General features: G+C 64.7%; 19 protein-coding genes and 1 pseudogene. 8 read left to right on the forward strand and 12 right to left on the reverse strand.

Translation table 11 applies throughout. The annotated features are described in order from the left end of the window. Positions 1-50 precede the first annotated feature (50 nt). Positions 51-2,534 carry a TonB-dependent receptor gene (locus JD971_RS11435; protein WP_202083513.1) on the forward strand — a complete coding sequence of 828 codons (2,484 nt, stop codon included), beginning with the start codon at positions 51-53 and terminating at the stop codon, positions 2,532-2,534. 80 nt (positions 2,535-2,614) lie between these two features. Here JD971_RS11435 and JD971_RS11440 read toward each other — a convergent pair whose 3' ends face one another. From JD971_RS11440 to JD971_RS11450, 3 genes are all read right to left on the reverse strand, one after another. Beyond that, entirely contained in the window at positions 2,615-3,028 is a 414-nt protein-coding gene (locus JD971_RS11440) for a nuclear transport factor 2 family protein (RefSeq protein ID WP_202083514.1), read from the reverse strand. A 119-nt stretch (positions 3,029-3,147) separates the two neighbouring features. Continuing rightward, positions 3,148-3,501 carry a Rieske (2Fe-2S) protein gene (locus JD971_RS11445; RefSeq protein ID WP_202083515.1) on the reverse strand — a complete coding sequence of 118 codons (354 nt, stop codon included), beginning with the start codon at positions 3,499-3,501 and terminating at the stop codon, positions 3,148-3,150. 18 nt (positions 3,502-3,519) lie between these two features. Beyond that, entirely contained in the window at positions 3,520-4,062 is a 543-nt protein-coding gene (locus JD971_RS11450) for a VOC family protein (RefSeq protein ID WP_236672069.1), read from the reverse strand. 131 nt (positions 4,063-4,193) lie between these two features. Here JD971_RS11450 and JD971_RS11455 point away from each other — a divergent pair, with 131 nt between their 5' ends. The 4 genes from JD971_RS11455 to JD971_RS11470 all read left to right on the forward strand — a co-directional run bounded on the left by JD971_RS11455 (position 4,194) and on the right by JD971_RS11470 (position 8,305). Continuing rightward, complete coding sequence (locus JD971_RS11455) at positions 4,194-4,601, forward strand: nuclear transport factor 2 family protein (protein WP_202083516.1); 408 nt, start codon at positions 4,194-4,196, stop codon at positions 4,599-4,601. Beyond that, on the forward strand, positions 4,601-5,830 hold the full coding sequence (locus JD971_RS11460) for an acyl-CoA dehydrogenase family protein (protein WP_202083517.1): 1,230 nt from the start codon (positions 4,601-4,603) through the stop codon (positions 5,828-5,830). The genes JD971_RS11455 and JD971_RS11460 overlap by 1 nt, the downstream gene beginning before the upstream one ends. A 10-nt stretch (positions 5,831-5,840) precedes the next feature. Beyond that, positions 5,841-6,911 (forward strand): phosphotransferase, encoded by a 1,071-nt coding sequence (locus JD971_RS11465; RefSeq protein ID WP_202083519.1) that lies wholly within the window; start codon positions 5,841-5,843, stop codon positions 6,909-6,911. An 80-nt stretch (positions 6,912-6,991) separates the two neighbouring features. Then, positions 6,992-8,305, forward strand: a complete 1,314-nt coding sequence (locus tag JD971_RS11470) for a chloride channel protein (RefSeq protein WP_202083521.1) — start codon at positions 6,992-6,994, stop codon at positions 8,303-8,305. Between the two features lie 75 nt (positions 8,306-8,380). Here JD971_RS11470 and ettA read toward each other — a convergent pair whose 3' ends face one another. Next, positions 8,381-10,063: an energy-dependent translational throttle protein EttA gene (gene ettA / locus JD971_RS11475; RefSeq protein ID WP_202083523.1), complete on the reverse strand. Its 1,683-nt coding sequence runs from the start codon at positions 10,061-10,063 to the stop codon at positions 8,381-8,383. 143 nt (positions 10,064-10,206) lie between these two features. On the opposite strand from ettA, the pseudogene JD971_RS11480 reads away from it, so the two are divergent. Next, positions 10,207-11,616, forward strand: a pseudogene (locus JD971_RS11480) (M28 family peptidase). Positions 11,617-11,660: 44 nt separating this feature from the next. On the opposite strand, the gene JD971_RS11485 reads toward JD971_RS11480, so the two are convergent. Next, positions 11,661-12,209 (reverse strand): superoxide dismutase family protein, encoded by a 549-nt coding sequence (locus JD971_RS11485; protein ID WP_202083524.1) that lies wholly within the window; start codon positions 12,207-12,209, stop codon positions 11,661-11,663. Between the two features lie 391 nt (positions 12,210-12,600). Between JD971_RS11485 and JD971_RS11490 the strand changes: the two genes are divergently transcribed. Together JD971_RS11490 and JD971_RS11495 are read left to right on the forward strand one after the other, a co-directional pair. Then, complete coding sequence (locus JD971_RS11490; RefSeq protein ID WP_202083525.1) at positions 12,601-14,145, forward strand: hypothetical protein; 1,545 nt, start codon at positions 12,601-12,603, stop codon at positions 14,143-14,145. 172 nt (positions 14,146-14,317) lie between these two features. After that, positions 14,318-15,190 carry a mechanosensitive ion channel family protein gene (locus JD971_RS11495; protein ID WP_202083526.1) on the forward strand — a complete coding sequence of 291 codons (873 nt, stop codon included), beginning with the start codon at positions 14,318-14,320 and terminating at the stop codon, positions 15,188-15,190. Positions 15,191-15,286: 96 nt separating this feature from the next. On the opposite strand, the gene JD971_RS11500 is transcribed toward JD971_RS11495, so the two are convergent. The 7 genes from JD971_RS11500 to gyrB all read right to left on the reverse strand — a co-directional run bounded on the left by JD971_RS11500 (position 15,287) and on the right by gyrB (position 22,382). Further along, positions 15,287-15,577, reverse strand: a complete 291-nt coding sequence (locus JD971_RS11500) for a PRC-barrel domain-containing protein (protein WP_202083527.1) — start codon at positions 15,575-15,577, stop codon at positions 15,287-15,289. 35 nt (positions 15,578-15,612) lie between these two features. Next, complete coding sequence (locus tag JD971_RS11505) at positions 15,613-16,149, reverse strand: hypothetical protein (RefSeq protein WP_202083528.1); 537 nt, start codon at positions 16,147-16,149, stop codon at positions 15,613-15,615. A 117-nt stretch (positions 16,150-16,266) separates the two neighbouring features. Further along, complete coding sequence (locus JD971_RS11510; RefSeq protein ID WP_202083529.1) at positions 16,267-17,985, reverse strand: bifunctional UDP-sugar hydrolase/5'-nucleotidase; 1,719 nt, start codon at positions 17,983-17,985, stop codon at positions 16,267-16,269. 41 nt (positions 17,986-18,026) lie between these two features. After that, positions 18,027-18,833: a fructosamine kinase family protein gene (locus JD971_RS11515; protein WP_202083531.1), complete on the reverse strand. Its 807-nt coding sequence runs from the start codon at positions 18,831-18,833 to the stop codon at positions 18,027-18,029. Next, positions 18,830-19,297, reverse strand: coding sequence for a low molecular weight protein-tyrosine-phosphatase (locus tag JD971_RS11520; protein WP_202083533.1), 468 nt, complete (start codon positions 19,295-19,297; stop codon positions 18,830-18,832). The genes JD971_RS11515 and JD971_RS11520 overlap by 4 nt, the downstream gene beginning before the upstream one ends. Further along, positions 19,294-19,719 carry an OsmC family protein gene (locus JD971_RS11525; RefSeq protein ID WP_202083535.1) on the reverse strand — a complete coding sequence of 142 codons (426 nt, stop codon included), beginning with the start codon at positions 19,717-19,719 and terminating at the stop codon, positions 19,294-19,296. The genes JD971_RS11520 and JD971_RS11525 overlap by 4 nt, the downstream gene beginning before the upstream one ends. Positions 19,720-19,817: 98 nt before the next feature. Continuing rightward, positions 19,818-22,382: a DNA topoisomerase (ATP-hydrolyzing) subunit B gene (gene gyrB / locus JD971_RS11530; RefSeq protein ID WP_202083537.1), complete on the reverse strand. Its 2,565-nt coding sequence runs from the start codon at positions 22,380-22,382 to the stop codon at positions 19,818-19,820. Between the last annotated feature and the right edge of the window lie 50 nt (positions 22,383-22,432).

The following is a 22,432-nucleotide window of genomic DNA, read 5'->3' on the forward strand; positions in this document are numbered from 1 at the left end:
GGCGGTCGGACACCCAAGTCCGGCGCCAGATCAAAGGGAGAGAAACGACGATGACCCCAACGGTCAAATCCGTCCTCATGCTGGGCTGCGCCGGTGCGGCGTTCTGCGCGACGCCGGCCTTCGCACAGCTTGCCGAGAGTGAAACCGATTACCAGGCGACGGGCGAACAGGCCCGCGGCGGCCTTTCCGAAATCGTCGTCACGGCCCGCAAGCGCGAGGAAAGCGTGCAGGACGTGCCCGTGGCCGTCACCGCGATTTCCGAAGAAGTCATTCAGAACCGCGACATCACCAGCGTCGAGAAGATCGCCGCCATCGCGCCGCAGTTCAACGTGGGCCGCGCCTCCAACGGTTCGGGCGCGCAGCTGACCCTGCGCGGGATCGGCTCGTCCTCGACCTCCATCGGGATCGAGCAATCGGTCGCGGTCGTCGTCGACGGTGCCTATTACGGGCAGGGCCGCATCATCAACGAAGGGTTCTTCGATCTGCAACGGGTCGAGGTGCTCAAGGGGCCGCAGGCGCTGTTCTTCGGCAAGAACGCGACCGCGGGCGTCATTTCCATCACCACCAACGATCCCGGCCCGGTGCCCGAATTCATCGTGCGCGGATCGTATGAGTTCCAGGCCGAGCAATACAGGCTGTCGGCCATCGCGTCCTATCCGCTGTCCGATACCCTGGGTATCCGCCTCGCCGGGCGCTACACCAATCAGCAGGGCGGCTATTACACGAACAAGGCCGAACCGTTCGGGTACACCACGGTCGATTTCGCCGATCTCGCCGCAGGCGGCGACGGCGATCCGCTGACTTTCACGGCACAGCCCGCCCCGCGCGAACAGCCGCAGGAGGAGGAATTCCTCGGCCGGGCCACGGTGAAGTTCGAGCCGACCGACCGGCTGACCTTCACGTTCAAGGGCAGCTACGACATCAACAATGCGAAGAACAATTCGTGGAACTACGTCGCCTATCGCTGCGGCCTGGAAAGCGGGTTGTCGCAATTGACGGGCGAGCCGTGCGCCGAGGATTTCGTCAATTACCAGAACAATTTCCCGAGCGAGATCGCCGCGAATTTCCCGGTGGCGAAGCCGGATGGCAGCCTGTTCAACCGGTACGAATCGGCCGCCGGCACGCTCAACATCGTCTATGATGCCGACGTGCTTCAGATCACCTCGGTGTCCAATTACCAGTGGACGAACAACAAATGGGCCTGCGCCTGCGATTTTCAGTCGGGACCGGGTTCGAACTGGGCGACGGAGGATTCCAGCTGGGATGCCTGGTCGCAGGAGCTTCGCTTCCTCACGCAGCTCGACGGCCCGCTCAACCTCATGGTCGGCGGCCTGTATCAGAACACGACCCGCGATTTCGACCAGTATATCATCCTGGGCAATATCCGGAACAGCGACGCACCGCCGGGATTCGAATATGTCGGCACGTCGAAGACCAGCTTTACCGATGGCGAAACCTTCGCCGTGTTCGGACAGCTCACCTTTCAGCTCACCGACACGCTCGAACTGGCGGGCGGTGCACGCTACACCGACGAAACGAAGGACAGCTTCTTTACGCAGCCCTACAACAATCCCGCGCTGACCGGCATCTTCCGCCCCTCGGACGCGGCGGACGGGCTGGGCGTGATCACCGCGCAGCAGCATTTCGAGGATGTCTCGCCCGAAGCCTCGCTTACCTGGCAGCCGAGCCGCGACCTGCTCGTGTTCGGCGCATACAAGACCGCGTATAAATCGGGCGGTTTTTCGAACGGCGGCATCAACTCGCAATTCTCGCCCAATCCGCAGGATGACCTCACGTTCGAGCCGGAGACCGCTGAGGGTTTCGAAGTCGGCGTGAAATCGACGATCCTCGACAATCAGCTCCGCCTGAACGTGATCGCCTTCACCTATGATTACAGCGATCTGCAGGTCGATTTCTTCAACTCGCCGATCTTCGCGTTTCAAACGCTCACCGCCGACGCGCGCACCCGCGGCGTCGAGGTCGAGTTCGAATATGCGCCCTATGCGGTGGAAGGGCTGAACGTGTATGGCTCGGTGAACTATACCGATGCGGAATACACCGATTTCCCGCAGGCGCCGTGCTACGCCGGACAGACCCCGGCCGCCTACTGCACCCCGATCAGCGCGATTGCCGCGCGTCAGGATCTGACCGGGACCGAGCTGTCGGTCGCGCCCGACTGGACCGGCAATCTCGGCCTCACCTACGACCGCGATCTCGGCGTCGATTACAAGCTGGGCTTCAACGTCGATGCCAAATATTCGGGCAGCTACAACCCGTCGGGCTTCGGCAATCCGCTCAGCCGGCAGGACAGCTATGTCACGCTCGATGCCGGGGTACGCTTCGGCGCGGCGAACGACCGGTGGCAGATCGCCGTGCTGGGCAAGAACCTGACGAACGAGTTCTTCGTCACCGGCGTCGTCGACGGCCCGTCGACCGGCGGCGGCACCGGCACGCCCGGCGGCTTCCCCGCGGATCAGCTCGGCTTCGGCAACCTGCCCCGCACGGTGCAGGTGGAGCTCACGACACGTTTCTGATCTCCCGATCACAAACAACTCGGGCGGTCTCTTCATTGCGAAGAGACCGCCCTTTTTTCATGCCGCGATAGAAAAGGGGCTCAGCCCTGGCGGTGGATGTTGCGAAATGCGCGGCGCTGGAAATACCAGCGGCCGTCGATCTTCACGCATTCGTCGTCATATTCGCCGCGATCGCGCTTCGTCACGCCGTCCTGGTCGTACACTTCGGAGGTATAGGCGCGGACCTTGGCCGTATCGCCGTCGACCTCGATGCTGCCGCAATAGGCTTCGAAGATGATGCCGGGATATTGCGCCATCGCCTCGGTCCACAGCTTCACGATGTTCTCGCGGCCCGTCTGCGCCGGAAATTCGGGGTAGTCGGGCATGGTCCAGTGCGCGTCCTCGGCCCAGGTGGAGCCCCAGAGTTCGGGGTCACGCTGCGTGACGGCGTCGGCATAGGTGTCGATCAGCTCGCGAATGGCGATGCGATCTTCGAGCGGTCCGGTAAATGGCATGGATGGTCTCTCCCAATGGTCGGCGCGGCCGGAACGGCTCGCACTCGGAAGGGAAGGTAAGCCGCGCATGCCGCGCTGCGAACCTGCCTCAATGGGCAGGATGCAGCGCGTTTCGCGGATTACTTGGTCGAGACGGGCAATTCTTCCATGCCGGGCTTTTCATCGGGGATGCACACCTCGATCGTGCCATCGGTCACCCGCGTCTCGAACGTGCGGAGATCGGGATAGGCCCCGCCGATGCAGCGGCCCGTCTCCACCTCGAAACGCGCGCCGTGCAGGGGGCACATGATCGCCCCGCGGCGAATGCGCCCGCCCGAAAGCAGCGCCGCCTGATGCGTGCAGCGGTCGTTGACCGCGCTATACCCGTCATCGGTTTTCGCGGCGAGCACGTACCAGCCGGCGATTTTCGTCGCCAGCTTTCCATCCTCGGGAAATTCGTCTTCTGCAATCAGATCGTGCCAGCTGTGGCTCATGCGATAATTCCTGTCGGCCTATTCGAAACGGATGGTGCGAACAGGGTCGCTCCCATCCCAGTCCTGCGCGCTGCGGCGCACGAAATCGTAAAAATCGGTCAGTTGTTCGCGCCCTTCGTAAAGCTCCGTCATGTGACCGTAAACGTCGCGCGTATCGACGAAGGCAAAGCCGAAACCATCGTTCATCTCGCCATAGAACGCAGTCTCGCTGCCCTCGGCGCGCCAGGCGTCCATCGCGGCGGCGAGGTCGTCGACGAAGATCGCGACGTGATGGAGGCCGAAACGCCCGCTGTTGCGCGGATACATGTCGTGAAAGGCGGAAGGGCCATCGTTGTTCTGCTGCACGAACTCGACCATGACGTCGCCCCACTGCCCATAGGCGGAGCTGTGATCGAGCGGGGCATCGGCGCCGCGATGGCGGCTGAGGCGCAGGGGGATGTTGTCGGCCACGAAATACGGCCCGGACCCGAAACGGGCATGGTGGCGGGCCGCGCTCTGCCGGACGTCGGCGCAGAAATACGCGATTTGCCGGATCGGCGATGGCGCCATGGCTGCGATCATTTTTCTCTCCCTTGGCCTCCCGTCATAGCGGCGGCGCAGCCGTGCAGCAGGCTATCCATTCCGATAGCTGACGCTCGCTCGCCCCATGGCCGACAATCGCGCCGAACGACGATAACACGCAAGGAGAGACCATGACCGACGAAGGCGCGAGCCAGCTCATCAGCGACCTTTTCGCCGCCACCGCGGCGGGCGACTGGGACAAGGCGGAATCGATGCTGACCGACGATCTGGTCATTTACGAGGCCGATTGCGTGCCCATGGCGGGGAATTACCACGGCAGGAAAGCGCTGCAGGAGCTTTACACTGACGTGTTCACGAACCTCGACATTGCCGAGCTGGAACAGCTGGGGCAGACGGTCGGGGGCGAATATGTCATCAACATCGCCCGCATGCATTTCGCGCAGCCGGGGCTGAAACCCGCCGAATTGTGCGAACGTTTCACCATACGCGACGGCAAGGTGAGCGAGATCAAGCCCTATTATTTCGATCCGACGACGCTTACCGCCGCGGCCGAGGCCAAACATAAAGCCGCAAATTGATGACCGACACGCTGGACGACAATCCGCTCTTTTCCATATCCGAACGGGCAAAGGACATCGGCGCGCGCGTCGAAACCTTCGTGCGCGAGACGATCGCTCCTTACGAACACGATCCGCGGCGCGACCATCACGGCGCCCCGACCGAGGAGCTGGTCTCCGAAATGCGGTCCAGGGCGCGCGAGGCCGGCCTCATGACGCCGCATATCATGGAGGACGGCTCGCATCTTTCGCAGGTGGAGACGGCCTATGTGCTGATCCGGTCGGGGCTGTCCCCGCTCGGCCCGCTGGCGCTCAACACCTGCGCGCCGGATGAGGGGAACATGTATCTGCTCGGCCATGTCGGCAGCGATTTTTTGAAAGACCGCTTTCTCAAGCAGTTGAAGACCGGCGAGGCGCGCTCCGCGTTCTTCATGACCGAGCCTGCCGAGTGGGGCGGGGCCGGTTCCGATCCGTCGATGATGAAGACCACCTGCCGCAAGGACGGCAACGCATGGGTCGTGAACGGGCGCAAGGTGTTCATCACCGGGGCCGATGGCGCGAAGGTCGGCATCGTCATGGCGAAATCCACCGACGCCGACAGCGAGGGCGGCGCGTGCATGTTCCTCGTCGATCTGCCCAACGACGCGATCCGCATCGACCACGTGCCCAACACCATCGACAGCTCCATGCCCGGCGGCCACGCGACCGTCGTCATCGACAATTTGCGCGTGCCGGGAGAACAGATGCTGGGCGAGGCGGGCGAAGGCTTTAAATATGCGCAGGTCCGGCTGTCCCCGGCGCGGCTGTCGCATTGCATGCGCTGGCTCGGTGCGTGCATCCGCAGCCACGAGATCGCCAGCGAATATGCGTGCGAGCGTCAGGCGTTCGGCAAGCCGCTCGTCGATCACGAGGGGGTCGGCTTCATGCTCGCCCAGAACCAGATCGACATCAAGCAGGCCGAGCTCATGATCTACTGGTGCGCGAGCGTGCTCGACACCGGCGATCTCGGCACCACCGAGAGCAGCATGGCCAAGGTCGCCGTGTCCGAGGCATTGATGCGCATCGCCGACAATTGCGTACAGGTGATGGGCGGCACCGGCGTCACGGACAAGACCATCGTGGAGCAGGTGTTCCGCGAAATCCGCGCCTTCCGCATCTATGACGGTCCGACCGAGGTGCACAAATGGTCGCTCGCCAAGAAGATCAAGAAAGCGCACCGCGCCGCCAGAGAGCAGACGCTCGCGCATTGAGGATGCCCCGATGACCGATGTCGCACAGCAGAACACCGGCACCACCGCCGTGCGCGAAGGCTACGAGCTTGACCGCGACGCGCTGACCGCCTGGATGGAGGCGCATGTCGACGCCTTTGCCGGGCCGTTGCAGGTCGCACAGTTCAAGGGCGGACAGTCGAACCCGACCTACCGCCTGTCCACGCCCTCGCGCGATTACGTCCTGCGCCGCAAGCCACCGGGCAAGCTGCTCAAGGGCGCGCACGCGGTGGAACGGGAGGCCGCGGTGATGACTGGCCTCGGCAAGGCGGATTTTCCGGTGCCGCATATCTACGGCCTGTGCGAGGACGATGCCGTGCTGGGTACCGCGTTCTTCGTCATGGAAATGGTCGAGGGGCGCATATTCTGGGACGCGACGTTCCCCGATGTCGGGCGGGATGAACGGCCCGCCTATTTCGATGCGATGAACGGCGTCCTCGCCGATCTGCACAAGGTAGACTACGCCGCCGTGGGCCTTGGCGATTATGGCCTACCCGGCAATTATTTCGAGCGGCAGATCGCGCGCTGGTCGAAACAATATCTGGCGGACGAAAAGGCGGGTCGGGACGCCAACATGGACCGGCTCGTCGAATGGCTGCCCGCCAACATTCCGCCCGGCGACGAAACCGCCATAGTCCATGGCGACCTGCGCTGTGACAACATGATCTTTCATCCCAGCGAACCGCGCGTGCTGGCCGTGCTCGACTGGGAATTGTCGACGCTGGGCCATCCGCTCGCCGATTTTGCCTATAATGCGATGATGTACCGGATGCCGCCCGACATTGTCGCAGGGTTGAAAGGCGCCAATCTCGCCGCGCTCAACATCCCGAGCGAGGCGGAGTATGTCGCGGCCTATTGCAAGCGGGTCGGGCGCGAGCGGATACCGAACTGGGATTTCTACATCGCGTTCAATTTCTTTCGCCTCGCCGCGATCTTTCACGGGATCAAGGGGCGCGTCATCCGCGGCACCGCGGCCAGCGCGCAGGCGCAGGAACGCGCGAAGGATTTCCCCCGTCTCGCCGCGCTCGCCGCCGAGGCGATGGAGGCCTGCCGAACCGCGTGATCGCGGGCCGCGCCGCGCTCGGCACAGCAGGGGCGCGAAGCTGGCTGGACCTCGCGCCTATCGCCCGCTAGGCGGATGCGATGCTGCCCCGGCTGATCCCTCCCGCGCTTGCCCGCCGCGTCTCGGCGGTCGAGACGGGCGACTGGCGGCGCCGGATCGCCACCTTGGCGGGCGCGGTGGCGATTGGCCTCGTCGCGCTGGGCTTTGCATGGGCGGGCGATCTCGCGCTGCACCGGTTCGAAACGCTGGCCGCGCGCTGGCCCTGGGCGCCGATGGTGCTGACCCCGGCGATCTTTGCTTTGTGCGCGTGGCTGACATGGCGGTTCGCGCCGGAAACGGGCGGGTCGGGCATCCCGCAGGTGCTGGCCGCGATCCGCCGCGACGATGCCCGCGCCGATCAGCTGTTCTCGATCAAGACCGCGCTGGCCAAGATCGGCCTGACCGTGCTCGCCCTGTTCGGCGGCGCATCGGTCGGGCGCGAGGGGCCGACGGTGCAGCTTGGCGCCGCGATCATGACCGGCACGCACCGGCTGACCGGGGCGGCGATGCGGCGCGGCGTGCTGATTTCCGGGGGCGCGGCGGGCGTGTCGGCGGCGTTCAACACGCCACTCGCCGGGATTGCCTTCGCGATCGAGGAACTCGCCGTCGCCTACGAACAGCGCATGGCCGCGCTCGTCATGGGGGCGGTCATCATCGCGGGCATCACGGCGCAGGGGCTGGCGGGCAATTACGTCTATTTCGGTGCGCTGGACGCGTCGCTGCCGCTGCATACGGTATTGATCGCCGCGCCGCTGGCGGGGCTGATCGGCGGGGCGCTGGGTGGGGGGTTTTCCCGGCTCCTGCTGTCCCTGCGGGCGCGGGTGCGGGCGGGTGCGCTGGGACGGCGGCCGGTTCTGTTGGCGCTCGGCTGCGGGATCGTGGTGGCGGCGCTCGGCATTGCGACGGGCGGGGCGACATGGGGCACAGGGTACGAGCCGGCGCGCCTGCTGCTCATGGGGACGGAGGCCAGCCCCTGGCTCGGCCCTGCGAAATTCGCCGCGACCCTGTTCACCAGCCTGAGCGGCATTCCCGGCGGCATCTTTGCGCCCTCGCTCGCGGTGGGGGCGGGCTTCGGGCAATGGCTGTCGCTGCTGTTCCCCGATAGCGCGATCGGCGCCATCGTGATGCTGGGCATGGTCTCCTATTTCACCGGCGTCGTGCGCGCGCCGTTGACTGCGGTGATCATCCTGACCGAGACGACGGGGAATATCGGGCTGATCCTGCCGCTGTTCGCTGCGGCCTTGTTTGCCGACTGGGCCGGGTCGCTCGTGTGTCGCAAGCGGCTCTATCACGCGCTGGCGGAGGATTTCATGCCGCCTGCGGAGACAGACGGCGCGGCGAAACCGGCGGGCTGATCCGCGCAGCCCCCATGAAAAACGCCGCGCCCCCCACATGGGAAGCGCGGTGTTTTTGCATCGCAGGCAATGGCGTCAGTCGCGGCTGAGCTTCTTATACGCCAGCCGGGTCGGACGGTCCGCCGCATCGCCCAGACGGCGGCGCTTGTCCTCTTCGTAGCTTTCGAAATTGCCTTCGAACCATTCGACATGGCTGTCGCCCTCGAACGCGAGGATATGTGTCGCCAGCCGGTCGAGGAAGAAGCGGTCGTGCGAGATGACCACGGCGCAACCGGCGAAATTCTCGATCGCCTCTTCCAATGCGCCCAGCGTTTCCACGTCGAGATCGTTGGTCGGCTCGTCAAGCAGGAGCACGTTGCCGCCCTGCTTCAGCATCTTCGCCATGTGGACGCGATTGCGCTCACCACCCGACAGCTTGCCGACGTTCTTCTGCTGATCCGCGCCCTTGAAATTGAACGCCCCGACATAGGCGCGGGTGGAGGTGTCGTGCCCGTTGACCTGCATATAGTCGAGCCCGTCGGAAATCTCCTCCCAGACATTGTGCTTGGGATCGAGATGGTCGCGGCTCTGATCGACATAGCCCATGTGCACGGTGTCGCCGATCTCGACCGTGCCTTCGTCGGGCGTTTCCTTGCCGGTGAGGATCTTGAACAGCGTCGATTTACCCGCACCGTTGGGGCCGATCACGCCGACGATCCCGCCCGGCGGCAGGGTGAAGGACAGGTTTTCAAAGAGCAGCTTGTCGCCATAGGCCTTGGTGATGTTGTTCGCCTCGATCACCTTGGAGCCGAGACGCTCGGGCACCTGAATGACGATCTGCGCCTTGCCGGGCTTGCGGTCGCCCTGCGATTCCTGAAGCTGTTCGAACTTGCGGATACGTGCCTTGGACTTGGTCTGGCGCGCGGCGGGGGTCTGCCGGATCCATTCGAGTTCGCGGGAAAGGGCCTTCTGCCGCCCGCTTTCCTCGCGCTCTTCCTGACCGAGGCGCTTGGCCTTTTTCTCCAGATAGGTGGAATAATTGCCTTCGTACGGGAAATATTTTCCGCGATCGAGTTCGAGGATCCATTCCACCACATTGTCGAGGAAGTAGCGATCGTGCGTGATCATCAGCACGGCGCCCTCATATTCCTTGAGGTGGTTTTCGAGCCATTCGACGCTTTCGGCATCGAGGTGGTTGGTCGGCTCGTCGAGCAGCAGGATCGACGGTTTCTGAATAAGCAGGCGGGTCAATGCCACGCGCCGCTTCTCACCGCCCGAAAGGCTTTCCACCGACCAGTCGCCCGGCGGACAGCGCAACGCTTCCATCGCGATTTCGAGCTGATTGTCGAGGGTCCAGCCATCGACGGCGTCGATCTTTTCCTGCAACGTGCCCATCTCTTCCATCAGGGCATCGAAATCGGTGTCGTCGGTGGGGTCGCCCATCTCGGCCGAAATGGCGTTGAAACGGTCCACCATGTCGGCGGTTTCGCGCGCGCCATCCTTCACGTTTTCAAGGACGGTCTTGCTTTCATCGAGATGCGGTTCCTGCGGCAGGTAGCCGACGGTGATATTCTCGCCCGGCCATGCCTCGCCCGTGTAATCGGTGTCGATGCCGGCCATGATCTTCATCAGGGTCGACTTGCCGACGCCGTTGGGGCCGACGATGCCGATCTTCGCACCCTGGTAGAATTGCAGGTTGATATCCGACAGCACAGGCTTCTGCGCGCCGGGAAAGGTCTTGGTCATGCTCTTCATGACGAATGCGTATTGGGCGGCCATCAGTCGTCCTTTGGGGAAATAGCGGTCTTATAGGAAATCGTGCTGGGCCGCAGATAAGCCCATGCACGGGGAAGGGCAAGGCCCGCATCATGGCGCGCCAAGCCGCTTGGCAAGCGGCGGCGGCGGCGGTATCGCTTGCAACCATGAACAGGACAACGCTCGCCGCCATCGCCCCGCTTGCCCTTGCCGGCATCGCCCCCGCCACCGCCACCGCGCAAATCTTCGTGCCCGCCGCCGCGCCCGACGGCGCCGATGCGGCGATTGCCGCCGCGCGCGACGCCGCGATGGAGGGCGATGGTATCGCGATGGATTTCGTCGAAGGCATCACGACCGAGGTCGGCCCCGCCAGGCCGGCGCGCCGGCGGAGGCGCGCGGGCGCGAATGGGCGGTCCGCTGGCTGCGTGGGAACGGGTTTTCCAACGTGCGCGACGAACCCTACATGATGCCGACATGGGTGCGCGGGTCGGAAACGGCCGAAATCGTGTCTCCGTTCGCACAGCCGCTGCGCCTGACCGCGCTCGGCAATAGCGGATCGACCGGGGCGGACGGACTGGAGGCGGAGATCGTTGCGTTCGAGAATTACGCCGCACTCACCGCCGCGCCCGATGGCAGCCTTGCCGGCAAGATCGCCTATATCGGTCACGAAATGCGGCCGGCGCAGGACGGGTCGAGCTATGGTTTTGCCGGGCCGCACGCTGGACCGGGCGCTCGCCGCGCGCAAGGGGGCGATTGCGGCCGTGATCAAATCGGTCGGCACCGACACGCACCGCATGCCGCACACCGGCAACACCGGCTTTGCCGAGGGGCAGGATCCGATCCCCGCCGCCGCGCTGTCGGTGCCCGATGCCGAAAACCTGGAACGCATGGCCCGCCGCGCCGATGCCGCCGGAACGCCTCTCGTGCTGCGCATGACATTGACGCCGCAGCAGCTCGGCGAAACGCGTTCGGGCAATGTGATCGCGGAAATTCCGGGCCGTGATCCGTCATTGCCGATGGTGTTGCTGGCCTGTCATCTCGACAGCTGGGATCTGGGCACCGGGGCCATCGACGATGCGTCGGGCTGCGGCATTGCCGCCGCCGCCGCGAAGGGCGTTGCGGCGCAGGGGCAGCCGCTGCGCACCATTCGCGTGCTGTTTGCCGGCGCGGAGGAAGTCGGCGTGTGGGGCGGCAAGGCCTATGCCGCGGCGCACGGGGACGAGCTGCACGGCGTCGCCTATGAAAGCGATTTCGGCGCGGACCGTATCTGGCGGATGGATACGGCGCGGCTGAATCCTGCGCTCGCCGACCGGATTGCCGGGCTGGTCGCGCCGCTGGGCGTGGCGCGTGGTTCGGGCGAGGCGGGCGGCGGTGCCGACATCGGCGCGATCATCGCCGAGACCGACATGGCGGTCATCGACCTGCAACAGGATGGCACACGCTATTTCGAACTGCATCACACTGCCGACGATACGCTGGACAAGGTCGATCCCGCACAGCTGCGGCAGAATGTCGCCGCGTGGGTCGCGGCGACATCGGTGCTCGCCAATGCAAAAGGCCCGCTCCGCGCCGAATAGCGCGAAGCGGGCCATGGGGTGCGTCAAACGCCCCGGCTTATGGTTCAGATCGCGTCGGTCCGGCGCAGCACGCCGCACGCGATGCGCGATCCGGCATCGCCGCTCGGCTGGCTGACGCCGTCGTCGGCATTGGCGTGGATGACGAATGCCGAACCGTCGCCGGCGAGCATCGCATCGAACGTGCCAGCCGGTGCCATTGCGTCGATCGAGCCGCTGCCATTGGCGCCGATCACCAGATTGGGCAGGTCGCCGGCATGGGCGACGCCGTCATCGTTCATCGTGCCGTGCGGAACGTCGGTCGGGTTCCAATGGCCGCCCGCGCTCGAAAAATCGGGCGCGTCGCAACGTCCCGTAGTGTGAATATGCGCGCCATGGGTGCCGGCCGGCATGTTGTATGCGTTCACCATGACATGAATGCCGCCGCCCATGGGCATGGTCGTGACCGTTCCGACATCGGTGCCATCGGCGGTGCGCAATGTCGCGGTCGCGGTTTCGTCGGACAGGCCCATGTCGTCCGCGGCCTCGTTCAATGTCGCGCAGCCTCCCATGGCGAAGGCGGTTCCGGCAAGAAGAGCGAGTGTGATTGATTTCATCGGCTGTGTCCCTGTTGTCATGAGCGTCATTGGTATGACTCGCCAATTCAATGCGCGGGATTGGCAAACTGTTCCCCCGATACGAGTTCGCCTAACACACGAATTGCCGGGCAGTTGAACGTTATTGTAATTTTTTATGATAACGAAATATCAAATGATATAATAATATTTCTCAAATACATGCATCTTTTCAGCGCTCAAATCGTAACTCCTTCAGCAGGTCGAAAAGATCCGCGTCAAATGGAGTAAATCGAATGGTGTTTCGATGCTGCCGCGACCGTTTGTCGTATTGCGACGATTGTTGGGGCGGGACCGAAAATATTCGGTTTCTTCAGGTCATGCACTTCGTGTTCGCCCGTTGGAGCGAACCGCCGCGAATTGAGGAATAATCATGAAATCTTCCGTCTCCCGCAAACTGACCGTCGCATTCATGGCCGGAAGCGCCACGATGGGGCTTTCCGCCATGGCGTATGCCGATGCTACTCCGGCGTGTAACGAGGCCGGGTCGCAAAGCACCGAATGCGGAACGCAGGCCACGACCGGCACGGCGCAGGGTGCCACCGCGGTGGGCAATGGCGCGATCGCGACCGGCACGGATGCCGTCGCCATCGGCAGCGACGACGCCGGCACGAACCCTGCCACCGCCACCGGGCCGAGCACCGTTGCCATCGGCGGCGAAAGCGATGCGACGACGCCGGGGGCAACCGCTCTGGGCTGGCAGTCGCAGGCGACCGGCATGATGGCGACCGCCGTGGGGCATCAGACGACCGCATCCGGCGCGCAAAGCTTTGCCGCCGCAGAGGATGCCGTCGCATCGGGCACCAACAGCATCGCCATCGGCAATACGGCCGTGGCCGACGGGGGCGATGCCATTGCCATCGGCGGCAATCGCGATGGCGATGCGGGCATGGCGACGACCGCGACCGGACCGTCCACGACGGCGGTTGGCGGGCAGGCGACCGCAGCAGGTCCGGGCGCAACCGCCTATGGCTGGCGTGCCGAGGCGACGTCCGAACGCGCCACCGCGCTGGGCCATCTCGCCACGGCGCAGGGCGTGCGTTCGACGGCGATCGGTGAAAACGCCGATGCGCAGACCGACTTCGCCACCGCGATCGGGAACGAGGCGATCGCGAACGGCACGGATGCCCTGGCCATCGGCGACACCGCCGCGGCGAACGGGAACTCCACCACCGCGGTGGGCGGGGAAAGCGTGGCCACGGGTCCGGGCGCAACCGCCTATGGCTGGCAGTCGTCGGCGGGTGCCGAACGGGCCACCGCGCTCGGCCATCTCGCCGAAGCGAACGGCGTGCGCTCCGTCGCAGTCGGCGAGGCTGCGACGGCGAGCGGCGCCGGGGCCATCGCCATGGGTAACGAGGCTGTCGCATCGGGCGAAAACTCGGTCGCGATCGGCAATGGCGCGAGCGCGACCAACGCCGGCCAGGTCGTCGTCGCCTCGCTCGGCAACAGCACCGCGTCGCAGGTCGGACCGCTGGCCTTCGTGACCGCCGATGCCAACGGCACGCTGGGGACAAGCGTTTCGCCGGCGGGGATGAGCAATCTCGCCAGCTTCTCCGACGTTCAGGCGAACATGGCGGCGATCGGGTCCAACACCGCGGCGATCGGCGCGAACACCGCCTCGATCACGCAGTTGCAGGGGCAGACCTCGCAATTGTTCGACCTGAACGAGGTCAACCGCCGCGACATTCGCAAGGCGAACGAAGGCGTTGCCATGGCGCTGGCCATGGAATCGCCGATCCTGATGGCGGGCACCAATTTCGGCGTGTCGGGCGGCCTCGGCTATTTCCAGGAGCGCGTGGCCGGTTCGGCGGCGTTTGCGGCGCGCGTCGGCTTTAACACGGCCGTTTCGGCAGGCGTTGGCGTCGGCTTCGACAGCGGCGAAGTCGGCGGGCGCGCCGGGTTCCAGATGGCCTGGTAAACCCTGCGTCCGATTGGACAGTGATGGAGGGCCGGGGCTTTGCGTCCCGGCCCTCTTTCGTGTGTCCTGTGCTTTATCACGGCGCTGGCCGCGATGCTGATGGGTTGCCATCGTTTGACCGCTACGGCTAACAGACACGCATATTTCGTGAACAGGACAGGACGGCGCGCCGATGAATTATGTGCAAACCTTGCAGGAACAGGTGAACGGCATGGTGCGCGGCGTGGTGGCCGCGCTGCCGAATATTGCCGTGGCGCTGATCGTGCTGGCGATCACGTGGATCGTGGCGCGGTTTGCCGTGCGCATCGCCGACAGGCTGACGGGGCGGACCCATTTGCGGCCCAGCCTTCAGAACCTGGTCGAGACGCTGGTGCGGCTGGCGATCTGGCTCGTCGGGTTCATGATCGCGATGACCATCATGCTGCCCGGGCTGGATCCGGCGGGGCTGGTCGCGGGGCTGGGCGTGGGCGCTCTCGCCGTGGGCTTCGCATTTCAGGATATTTTCGAGAATTTCCTCGCCGGCGTGCTCATCATGCTGCGCGAGAAGATGCGCATGGGCGACATCATCGAGGTCGAGGGCGTGCTCGGCCGGGTGGAGCACATCACCTTGCGCGAAACCCATATCCGCCAGCTCAGCAACGAACTCACGATCATGCCCAATTCGATGATCTTCAAGAACGCGGTAAAAATCCTGACCGATGCGGAAATGCGCCGGGACGAACTTATCGTCGGCGTGTCCTACGACAGCGACCTCGAACAGTCGGAGGCCGTCATCCGCAAGGCGTTCGAGGGGATCGAGGGGATCATCACGGACAAGCCGATCCTGATCTTCGCGCGCGAATTCAATTCCAGCTCCATCGATTTTCAGGTGCAGTGGTGGAGCGAATCCAAGCCGCGCGACATGCGCGAGGTGAAGCATCACGTCGTCATGGCGATCAAGCGCGGGCTGGATGACGCCGGGATCGAGATCCCGTTCCCCTACGTCACCAACACGTTCAAGGAGCCGCTGTCGCTCCACCGTGCGGACAACGACACGGCGGCCTGACCGCGCCGCGCACCGCCGCCACGCAGAAAGGGCCGGGACCGCATGGGCTGCGGTCCCGGCCCTTTTCATGAGGCGCGATGGCCCGTCCGTCCCGGTTCAGCCCGGACGGCGCACCTTCGCATAATCGGCGCGCGATGCGGCGCCGCCATCGTGGTAGATCACGGCATCGTCGGTGATTTCCAGGCTGTCGACGGACACGATGCGCCCATCCTCGAGCCGGACGGCGGCGACATGTTCATGGGTTTTGTCGACCAGCATATCCTCGATCTTGCCATAGCTTAGCCCGGCGGGGTCGACGACATCGTGGCCGCGAATGTCCTGCTTGTCATGGACGAGCTGCCAGGAACTCAATTCCTCCAGCTCTCCGAAACGGTCGTTGTTATGCATGGTGCTTATCCTTTGGTTGCGCGTGTGTGCGGCGTTCAGGCTTCATCGATGATGTCGATGTTCGCCTCGTCGACGATCAGGAAGATCTCCTGGTCGGCCAGCACGTTGCGCGTGTCTTCGTCGAGGGGAACGCCCTCCACATCGGTCATTTCGCCGGCTTCGCGGATGGTGCCACCCGTAATGCTGAGCCGCTGGCCGGGATTGATGTCGAGCGGGACTTCGCGCGGTTCGTCGATGATGATCGCAAAGATACGCGCGCCATCGTTCTCGATCCAGAAACCGCGATCGGTCAGCGGACCGCCGACGTCGGCTTCGCCTGTAAATTCCTGCCCGATATAGGCTTGCGGATTGGCGGCGATGGCGGCGATGGTCATGTCGGATGCCATCGTCGGCGTTGCGTTCGCATCACCCATGTCGGCCGTTTCCGAAACCTCGGTATCGGTCGTCAGCATTTCGGCGTCGTCATCGTCATCCGCCAGAATCCACCACAGGATAAGGGCACCCAGAATCAGGGCCAGCAAAAGCCAGAGCCACGATTTCGATGATTTTTTCTCGACCGGAATTTCCGCCATGGTGTGTCCTCCTGTTTGCCACGCAGAGCTGTCTGCGCATAATGGTTAAGCGAACAGAAAGGTTTATCGTTCCGATTTTCGTAAAACGGGTCTGGGAGAGGGGCGGCCCGTGGCAGCCTATCGCCGGGTGAGGTCGCGCACCCTTTCGCGCACGGGCATGGCCGCGTCTGTCGCACCGATCCAGCGTTCCAGCGCATCGACGTCGATCGGGCCGATCAACGTGTCGCGGCCTGCCTCGAACGTGGTAAATCCGTCGCCGCCCCCTGCGAGGAAGCTGTTCATCGTGACGCGATAGGAGACATCGGGGGCGATCGCCCGCCCGTTCAGCATCGGATCGACGATGCGCCGTCCTTCGGGTGCCGCGCGATCGAAGCCATAGGTGAACCCTTGCGATACCGACAGCAGTTCGGCCCGGTCGCCGCGGAACTGCTGCTCCAGAATGGCGAGCAATTGCGCCCCGGTGAATGTCTTCGTGACGAGCGTGTTGCCGAATGGCTGGCTCGTGTAGATATCGCCGAAGGTCACCGCGCCGTCCGCCCCCGGTGTGATCGGCGCGCGTACCCCGCCGGCATTCATGAACGCGATTTCCGCCCCGCTATCGCGCGTCGCCGCAAGCTGCGCATCGGCGATGACGAGGCCCAGCATCCGGGTGTCGAGCGCACCCGAAAGCCGCCCCACAACCCGTTCCGAAGCGGAGCGCGCCGCATCGACATAGCGCGCGACATAGGCCGCGATCCCCGCATCGGCGGCAAAGGCGGGCAGGGCGGCATCCCGCCCGTCGCCATCGGCATTCTGCACCACGATATTATGCGCATCGGTCACATGGGCGGTGCCGTTCGCCGCGTCGATGGACAGCGCAATATCGGTGAGCATCGTCCCGCGCGAACCCGCGCTCGTCACCCAGAACGGACGCGCCGGATCGACCTTCGCATAATCGCAGACATAGGCATTGTGCGTATGCCCCGACAGAACGAGGTCGACGCGCGGGTCGAGCCTGTCCAATATGCCGCGAAGATCGCCCGACAAGGCGCCGCACTTTCCGTCGTCGAACCCTTCGGAATTGACCAGCCCCTGGTGGATGGACACGATGATCGCGTCGGCGCCCTCCGCCTCGATTCCCGGGACGAGCGCGTTGATCGTTTCCGCCTCGTCGCGAAAGGTGAGGCCCGCAACACCGCCCGGACTGACGAGCGAGGGCGTCCCCTCGAGCGTGAGGCCGATGACGGCAATGGCGATTTCATCCGCGCCGCTGCCGAACCGCCGGATGGCATAGGCGGGGAACAGAGTGCCCCCGTCCGCCGTCGCGACATTCGCGGCGAGGAAACCGAAATCGGCGCCCGCGAAATCGGGTTCCACCGCGCAGGGCGTGCGCAGCGTGTGCACCGCGCACCCGCCATCCGCCATGCGGCGCAATTCGTCGGCGCCGCGGTCGAATTCGTGATTGCCGACCGCGTTGAAGTCGAGCCCGATACGGTTCATCGCGCCGATCGTCGGTTCGTCAAGGAAGAGCGAGGAGGCAAGCGGGCTCGCGCTGATGAGGTCGCCGGCCGAAATGACGAGGCTGTAATCGTCCTGCGCGCGCAGCGCATGGACCGCGCTGGCGAGATAGGCGGCGCCCCCTGCGGGCAGGCTGCGTTCCTGGCCGTCGGGCGTCGTCACGACGAGCGGGCGGGGCTGGGGCTCCAGATTGCCGTGAAAATCGTTGAGCCCGACGATGCGCACCGTCACCGGCGCGGCGGACATGGCGGCGGCGGACGTGGCGGGCGAGGATTGCGGCACCGTCGCACAGGCGGACAGGGCAAGCGCGGCGGTCGTGGCGAGGAGAATGCGTGTCATGCCGCCGGGTTTAGCGCGGCAATCTGACCGTGCAATGACGATCACGCGCCCAGGTCGGACAATTCCCGTTCCACTCCGGCGCGATAGGACGCCCCGAACAGGCGCAGATGAACCAGCAGCGGCCAGAGCCGGTAACAGCCCAGCCGCGCGCGCCAGCCCGGCTCCGGTTCCATCGCGTCGAAAAACCGGTCCGGCGGCGCATTGAACAGCGTGAGCATGGCCCAGTCCACCTCGCGATGGCCGAAATAACAGGCCGGATCGATCAGCGTGCACGCCCCGCCGCCGCCCACCATGACATTGCCGCCCCAAAGATCGCCGTGCAGCAAAGCCGCATCGGGTCGCGCGGGCAGGATGTCGCCGATCCGCCGGCATAGCCCCGCGATCCTGTCGCCAAGGGCCGCGTCCACATGGGAGAGATGCGGCCGAAGCCGCCGCTCCGCCCAGAATTGCGGCCAGTCATCGCAGCGCGCATTGGCAATACCGACCGCGCCGAACGCATGGTCCCGGTCCCAGCCATAGCGCTCATCCACCGGCCGGTGCAGCAGCGACAATTGCGCGGCAAGGTCGTCCCACGCCCCGCCGTCGAGCCGCCCCGTGCCATCCTCGTGCGAGAGGATCATCCATTCGCCCTCGCACGCGACCACATCGGGCACGCGCACGCCGGTCCTGTTCATGCGGCGCAGCATGTCCGCTTCTGCCGCGACATTTCCGGCCTGTTTCGCCACGAAAGACGCGCCATCCGGCATCGTCACGCAGAATACCGCCGACAGATCGCCGCCCGAAAGCGGGCGCACGGCCCCGGGCGTCTGGCCCAGCAGGCGTGTGACCGCCTGTTCGGGCTTGTTCATCCCTGCAATTGCGCGACCAGGGCGCGGGCCGCTTCGTGCACGTCGTCCCATGTCGTCACGAACCCGTCGGGTCCGCCGAAATAGGGATCCGCCACCGGCTGTCCGCGCTTGTCCGGCACCACGTCCATCAACAGGCTGAGTTTTGCGGTGCCATCGGCGGGGCGGATGGATTCCAGCACTTCGAGATTGGCTTCGTCGAGGGCGAAGACATGGGTGAACTGACGGAAATCGTCCTCCGTCACCTGACGCCCCTTGTACGCGCGGATGTCGATATCCTGCGTCCTGGCCTGCTCGATCGCGCGGGGATCGGGCGGGTCGCCGACGTGCCAGTTGCCGGTGCCCGCCGAATCCGCCTCCGCGTCGAGCCCGGCGCGTTCCGCCTCGGCGCGGAATGCCGCCTCCGCGAGCGGAGAGCGACATATGTTGCCGAGGCAGACGAAAAGAACCTTGGGGCGCTGGCTCAAGATTGAAGCGTCCGCTCCAGCGTGATCTCGCAATTGAGCAGCTTGGAAATGGGGCAGCCGACCTTGGTGCCGTCGGTGATTTCCTCGAACTTGTCCTGCGCAAGCCCCTCAACCTTTGCCGTCAGCGACAGCGCGGATTTCGACACCTTGAACCCGTCGCCATCCTTTTCCAGCGTGACGGTGCATTCGGTGTCGAGCTGGCCATCCTCATATCCCGCCTTCGCAAGGGCGAAGCTGGTGGCCATGGTGAAGCACGACGCATGGGCGGCGGCGATCATTTCCTCGGGGTTGGTGCCGGGCTTGTCCTCGAACCGCGTGTTGAAGCCATAGGGCGCATCGACCGATCCGCTCTTCGTAGCGACATGGCCGAGTCCGTCCTTGCCGAGGCCCTTGTACTGTGCGGTTGCCGTGTTGGTCGTCATACTCGTTTTCCTTCGATTGGGGTTTACCCACACAACCGAGGAAACCGCCGCTCGTTCCGCCATCCGCCACGAGGCGGGCAGCGGAACGGGCAGACCGATCAGATATCGAGATTCGCGACGTTCAGCGCATTGTCCTGAATGAATTCGCGGCGCGGTTCGACGATATCGCCCATCAACCGGGTGAAGATCTCGTCGGTGACGTCGGCGTCCTCCACCTTCACCTGCAACAGGGCGCGATTGTCGGGATCGAGCGTGGTTTCCCAAAGCTGATCCGCGTTCATTTCTCCCAACCCCTTGTACCGCTGGATCGACAGGCCCTTGCGTCCGATGGCGAAGATCTGTTCGAGCAGCTGCGTCGGGCGGTTGATATGCGCGCCCTTCGATGCGGCGCTGTCGTCATCCTCGCCGTCGGTCCCTGCCTTCACCAGCTGCGCGCCGGCTTCGTAGATCTCTTTCTGAAGCGTGGCGAGCGAGGCCAGCTTGCGCGCCTCCGCACTGTCGAGGAACTTGCCGTCGATCGGGTGGTGATCGGTGACGCCGCGCCACACGCGGTCCACGGCATAGCCTTCGTCGGTCTGGTAGGCGGACCATTTCGCCTCGGGGTCGAGGCTCTGCATCCAGGCTGCCGTCGCGTCGAGCGCCGCCCCGCGCGCCGCCGGGTCCAGCCCCGGCGTCAACGCACCCGAAAGCGCGAGCGCCTCCACGATGGTCGGGTCATAGCGGTTGGGCGCGAAGGCCAGCGTGCTCTTGAACCGGCGCGCCTGCTCCACGATGGTGGCGAGGTCGGCGCCGCTGCGCGCACCGCCCCGCGTTTCGAGCACGCGGCCATTGAGCGCCGCCTCGATCAGATAGCGGTCGAGCGCGTCGTTGTCCTTGAGATAGACCTCCGACTTGCCCTTCGCGACCTTATACAGCGGCGGCTGCGCGATGTAGAGATGGCCTTCCTTGACGATCTCCGGCATCTGCCGCTGAAAGAAGGTGAGCAGGAGCGTACGGATATGCGCGCCGTCGACATCGGCGTCGGTCATGATGACGATCTTGTGATAGCGCAGCTTTTCAAGGTTGAATTCGTCGCGCAGGCCAGTGCCCATCGCCTGGATCAGCGTGCCGACCTCCTTTGACGAGATGATCCGGTCGAACCGCGCGCGTTCCACGTTGAGGATCTTGCCCTTCAAGGGCAGGATCGCCTGAATCTTGCGGTCGCGGCCCTGCTTCGCCGAACCGCCTGCGGAATCGCCCTCGACCAGGAAAAGCTCGCATTTCGTGGGATCGCGTTCCTGGCAATCGGCGAGCTTGCCGGGCAGGCTGGCAATGTCCATCGCGCCCTTGCGCCGGGTCAGCTCGCGCGCCTTTTTCGCGGCCTCGCGCGCGGCGGCGGCATCGACGATCTTCTGCACGATGGTCTTGGCATTGGCGGGATTTTCTTCCAGCCAGTCGCTCATCTTGTCCGCCATCAGGCTTTCCAGCGGCTGACGCACCTCGGAGGAGACGAGCTTGTCCTTCGTCTGCGAGCCGAATTTGGGATCGGGCAGCTTCACCGACACGATCGCGGTCAGCCCCTCGCGCATGTCCTCGCCGGTGAGCGAAACCTTTTCCTTCTTCATCAGCCCCGACCGGTCGGCATAGCCGTTCAACGTGCGGGTCAGCGCGGCGCGGAACGCGGCAAGATGGGTGCCGCCGTCACGCTGCGGAATGTTGTTCGTGAAGCACAGCACGTTCTCGTAATAGGAATCGTTCCATTCGAGCGCGACCTCGATCCCGATGCTGTCGCGATCCGCCGAAATCGCGATGGGTTCGGGGATGAGCGCGGCCTTGTTCCGGTCGAGATATTTGACGAAGGCGCCGATGCCGCCATCGTAATACAGATCGTGCTCGGCCACGTCCTCGTGCCGCCGGTCGCGCAGGATGATGCGCACGCCGGAATTGAGGAACGCCAGCTCGCGATAGCGATGCTCCAGCCGGTCGAAATCATATTCGAGCACGTTCTTGAACGTCTCGTCACTGGCCTTGAAGGTGACGCGCGTGCCCTTGCGCGGCTCGCCCGCGTCGTTGAGCGGCGCATCGCCCACGATCTTCAACGGTTCGACCGTGTTGCCATGCTCGAACCGCATCCAGTGTTCCTTGCCGTCGCGCCAGATGGTCAGCTCCAGCCATTCGGACAGCGCGTTCACCACCGACACGCCGACGCCGTGCAGACCGCCCGACACCTTGTAGGCGTTGTCGTCGGTCGTGTTCTCGAACTTGCCGCCAGCGTGGAGCTGGGTCATGATGACCTCGGCCGCCGACACGCCTTCGCCGCGGTGGATGTCGGTGGGGATGCCGCGGCCATTGTCGTCGACCGACACGCTGCCATCGGGGTGCAGCTCGATCAGCACGCGGTCGCAATGCCCGGCGAGCGCCTCGTCAATGGCGTTGTCCGACACTTCGAACACCATGTGGTGCAGGCCCGAGCCGTCGTCGGTATCGCCGATATACATGCCCGGCCGCTTGCGCACCGCGTCGAGCCCTTTCAGCACCTTGATCGATTCCGCGCCATATTCGCCGCGCTGCACCTGCCGCGGGGTGGCGGCGTCGGCGGCAATCGCCGATCCGGAATTTTCGGGCGCCGTTTCCGGCGTTTCGCCGATGGGCGCGCCGGTGTCTTCATTGGTGTTTTCTGCCATCGTCATCATATAGCCCCGCGCGCCCGATTCCCCAAGCAAAACCCCTTGTT

It is taken from the genome of Croceicoccus sp. YJ47 (assembly GCF_016745095.1).
Lineage (GTDB): Bacteria > Pseudomonadota > Alphaproteobacteria > Sphingomonadales > Sphingomonadaceae > Croceicoccus.

Coding starts and splice junctions, on each gene's coding strand:
- JD971_RS11435 (WP_202083513.1), top strand. CDS start 51: ATGACCCCAACGGTCAAATCCGTCCTCATGCTGGGCTGCGCCGGTGCG.
- JD971_RS11440 (WP_202083514.1), bottom strand. CDS start 3,028: ATGCCATTTACCGGACCGCTCGAAGATCGCATCGCCATTCGCGAGCTG.
- JD971_RS11445 (WP_202083515.1), bottom strand. CDS start 3,501: ATGAGCCACAGCTGGCACGATCTGATTGCAGAAGACGAATTTCCCGAG.
- JD971_RS11450 (WP_236672069.1), bottom strand. CDS start 4,062: ATGATCGCAGCCATGGCGCCATCGCCGATCCGGCAAATCGCGTATTTC.
- JD971_RS11455 (WP_202083516.1), top strand. CDS start 4,194: ATGACCGACGAAGGCGCGAGCCAGCTCATCAGCGACCTTTTCGCCGCC.
- JD971_RS11460 (WP_202083517.1), top strand. CDS start 4,601: ATGACCGACACGCTGGACGACAATCCGCTCTTTTCCATATCCGAACGG.
- JD971_RS11465 (WP_202083519.1), top strand. CDS start 5,841: ATGACCGATGTCGCACAGCAGAACACCGGCACCACCGCCGTGCGCGAA.
- JD971_RS11470 (WP_202083521.1), top strand. CDS start 6,992: ATGCTGCCCCGGCTGATCCCTCCCGCGCTTGCCCGCCGCGTCTCGGCG.
- ettA (WP_202083523.1), bottom strand. CDS start 10,063: ATGGCCGCCCAATACGCATTCGTCATGAAGAGCATGACCAAGACCTTT.
- JD971_RS11485 (WP_202083524.1), bottom strand. CDS start 12,209: ATGAAATCAATCACACTCGCTCTTCTTGCCGGAACCGCCTTCGCCATG.
- JD971_RS11490 (WP_202083525.1), top strand. CDS start 12,601: ATGAAATCTTCCGTCTCCCGCAAACTGACCGTCGCATTCATGGCCGGA.
- JD971_RS11495 (WP_202083526.1), top strand. CDS start 14,318: ATGAATTATGTGCAAACCTTGCAGGAACAGGTGAACGGCATGGTGCGC.
- JD971_RS11500 (WP_202083527.1), bottom strand. CDS start 15,577: ATGCATAACAACGACCGTTTCGGAGAGCTGGAGGAATTGAGTTCCTGG.
- JD971_RS11505 (WP_202083528.1), bottom strand. CDS start 16,149: ATGGCGGAAATTCCGGTCGAGAAAAAATCATCGAAATCGTGGCTCTGG.
- JD971_RS11510 (WP_202083529.1), bottom strand. CDS start 17,985: ATGACACGCATTCTCCTCGCCACGACCGCCGCGCTTGCCCTGTCCGCC.
- JD971_RS11515 (WP_202083531.1), bottom strand. CDS start 18,833: ATGAACAAGCCCGAACAGGCGGTCACACGCCTGCTGGGCCAGACGCCC.
- JD971_RS11525 (WP_202083535.1), bottom strand. CDS start 19,719: ATGACGACCAACACGGCAACCGCACAGTACAAGGGCCTCGGCAAGGAC.
- gyrB (WP_202083537.1), bottom strand. CDS start 22,382: ATGGCAGAAAACACCAATGAAGACACCGGCGCGCCCATCGGCGAAACG.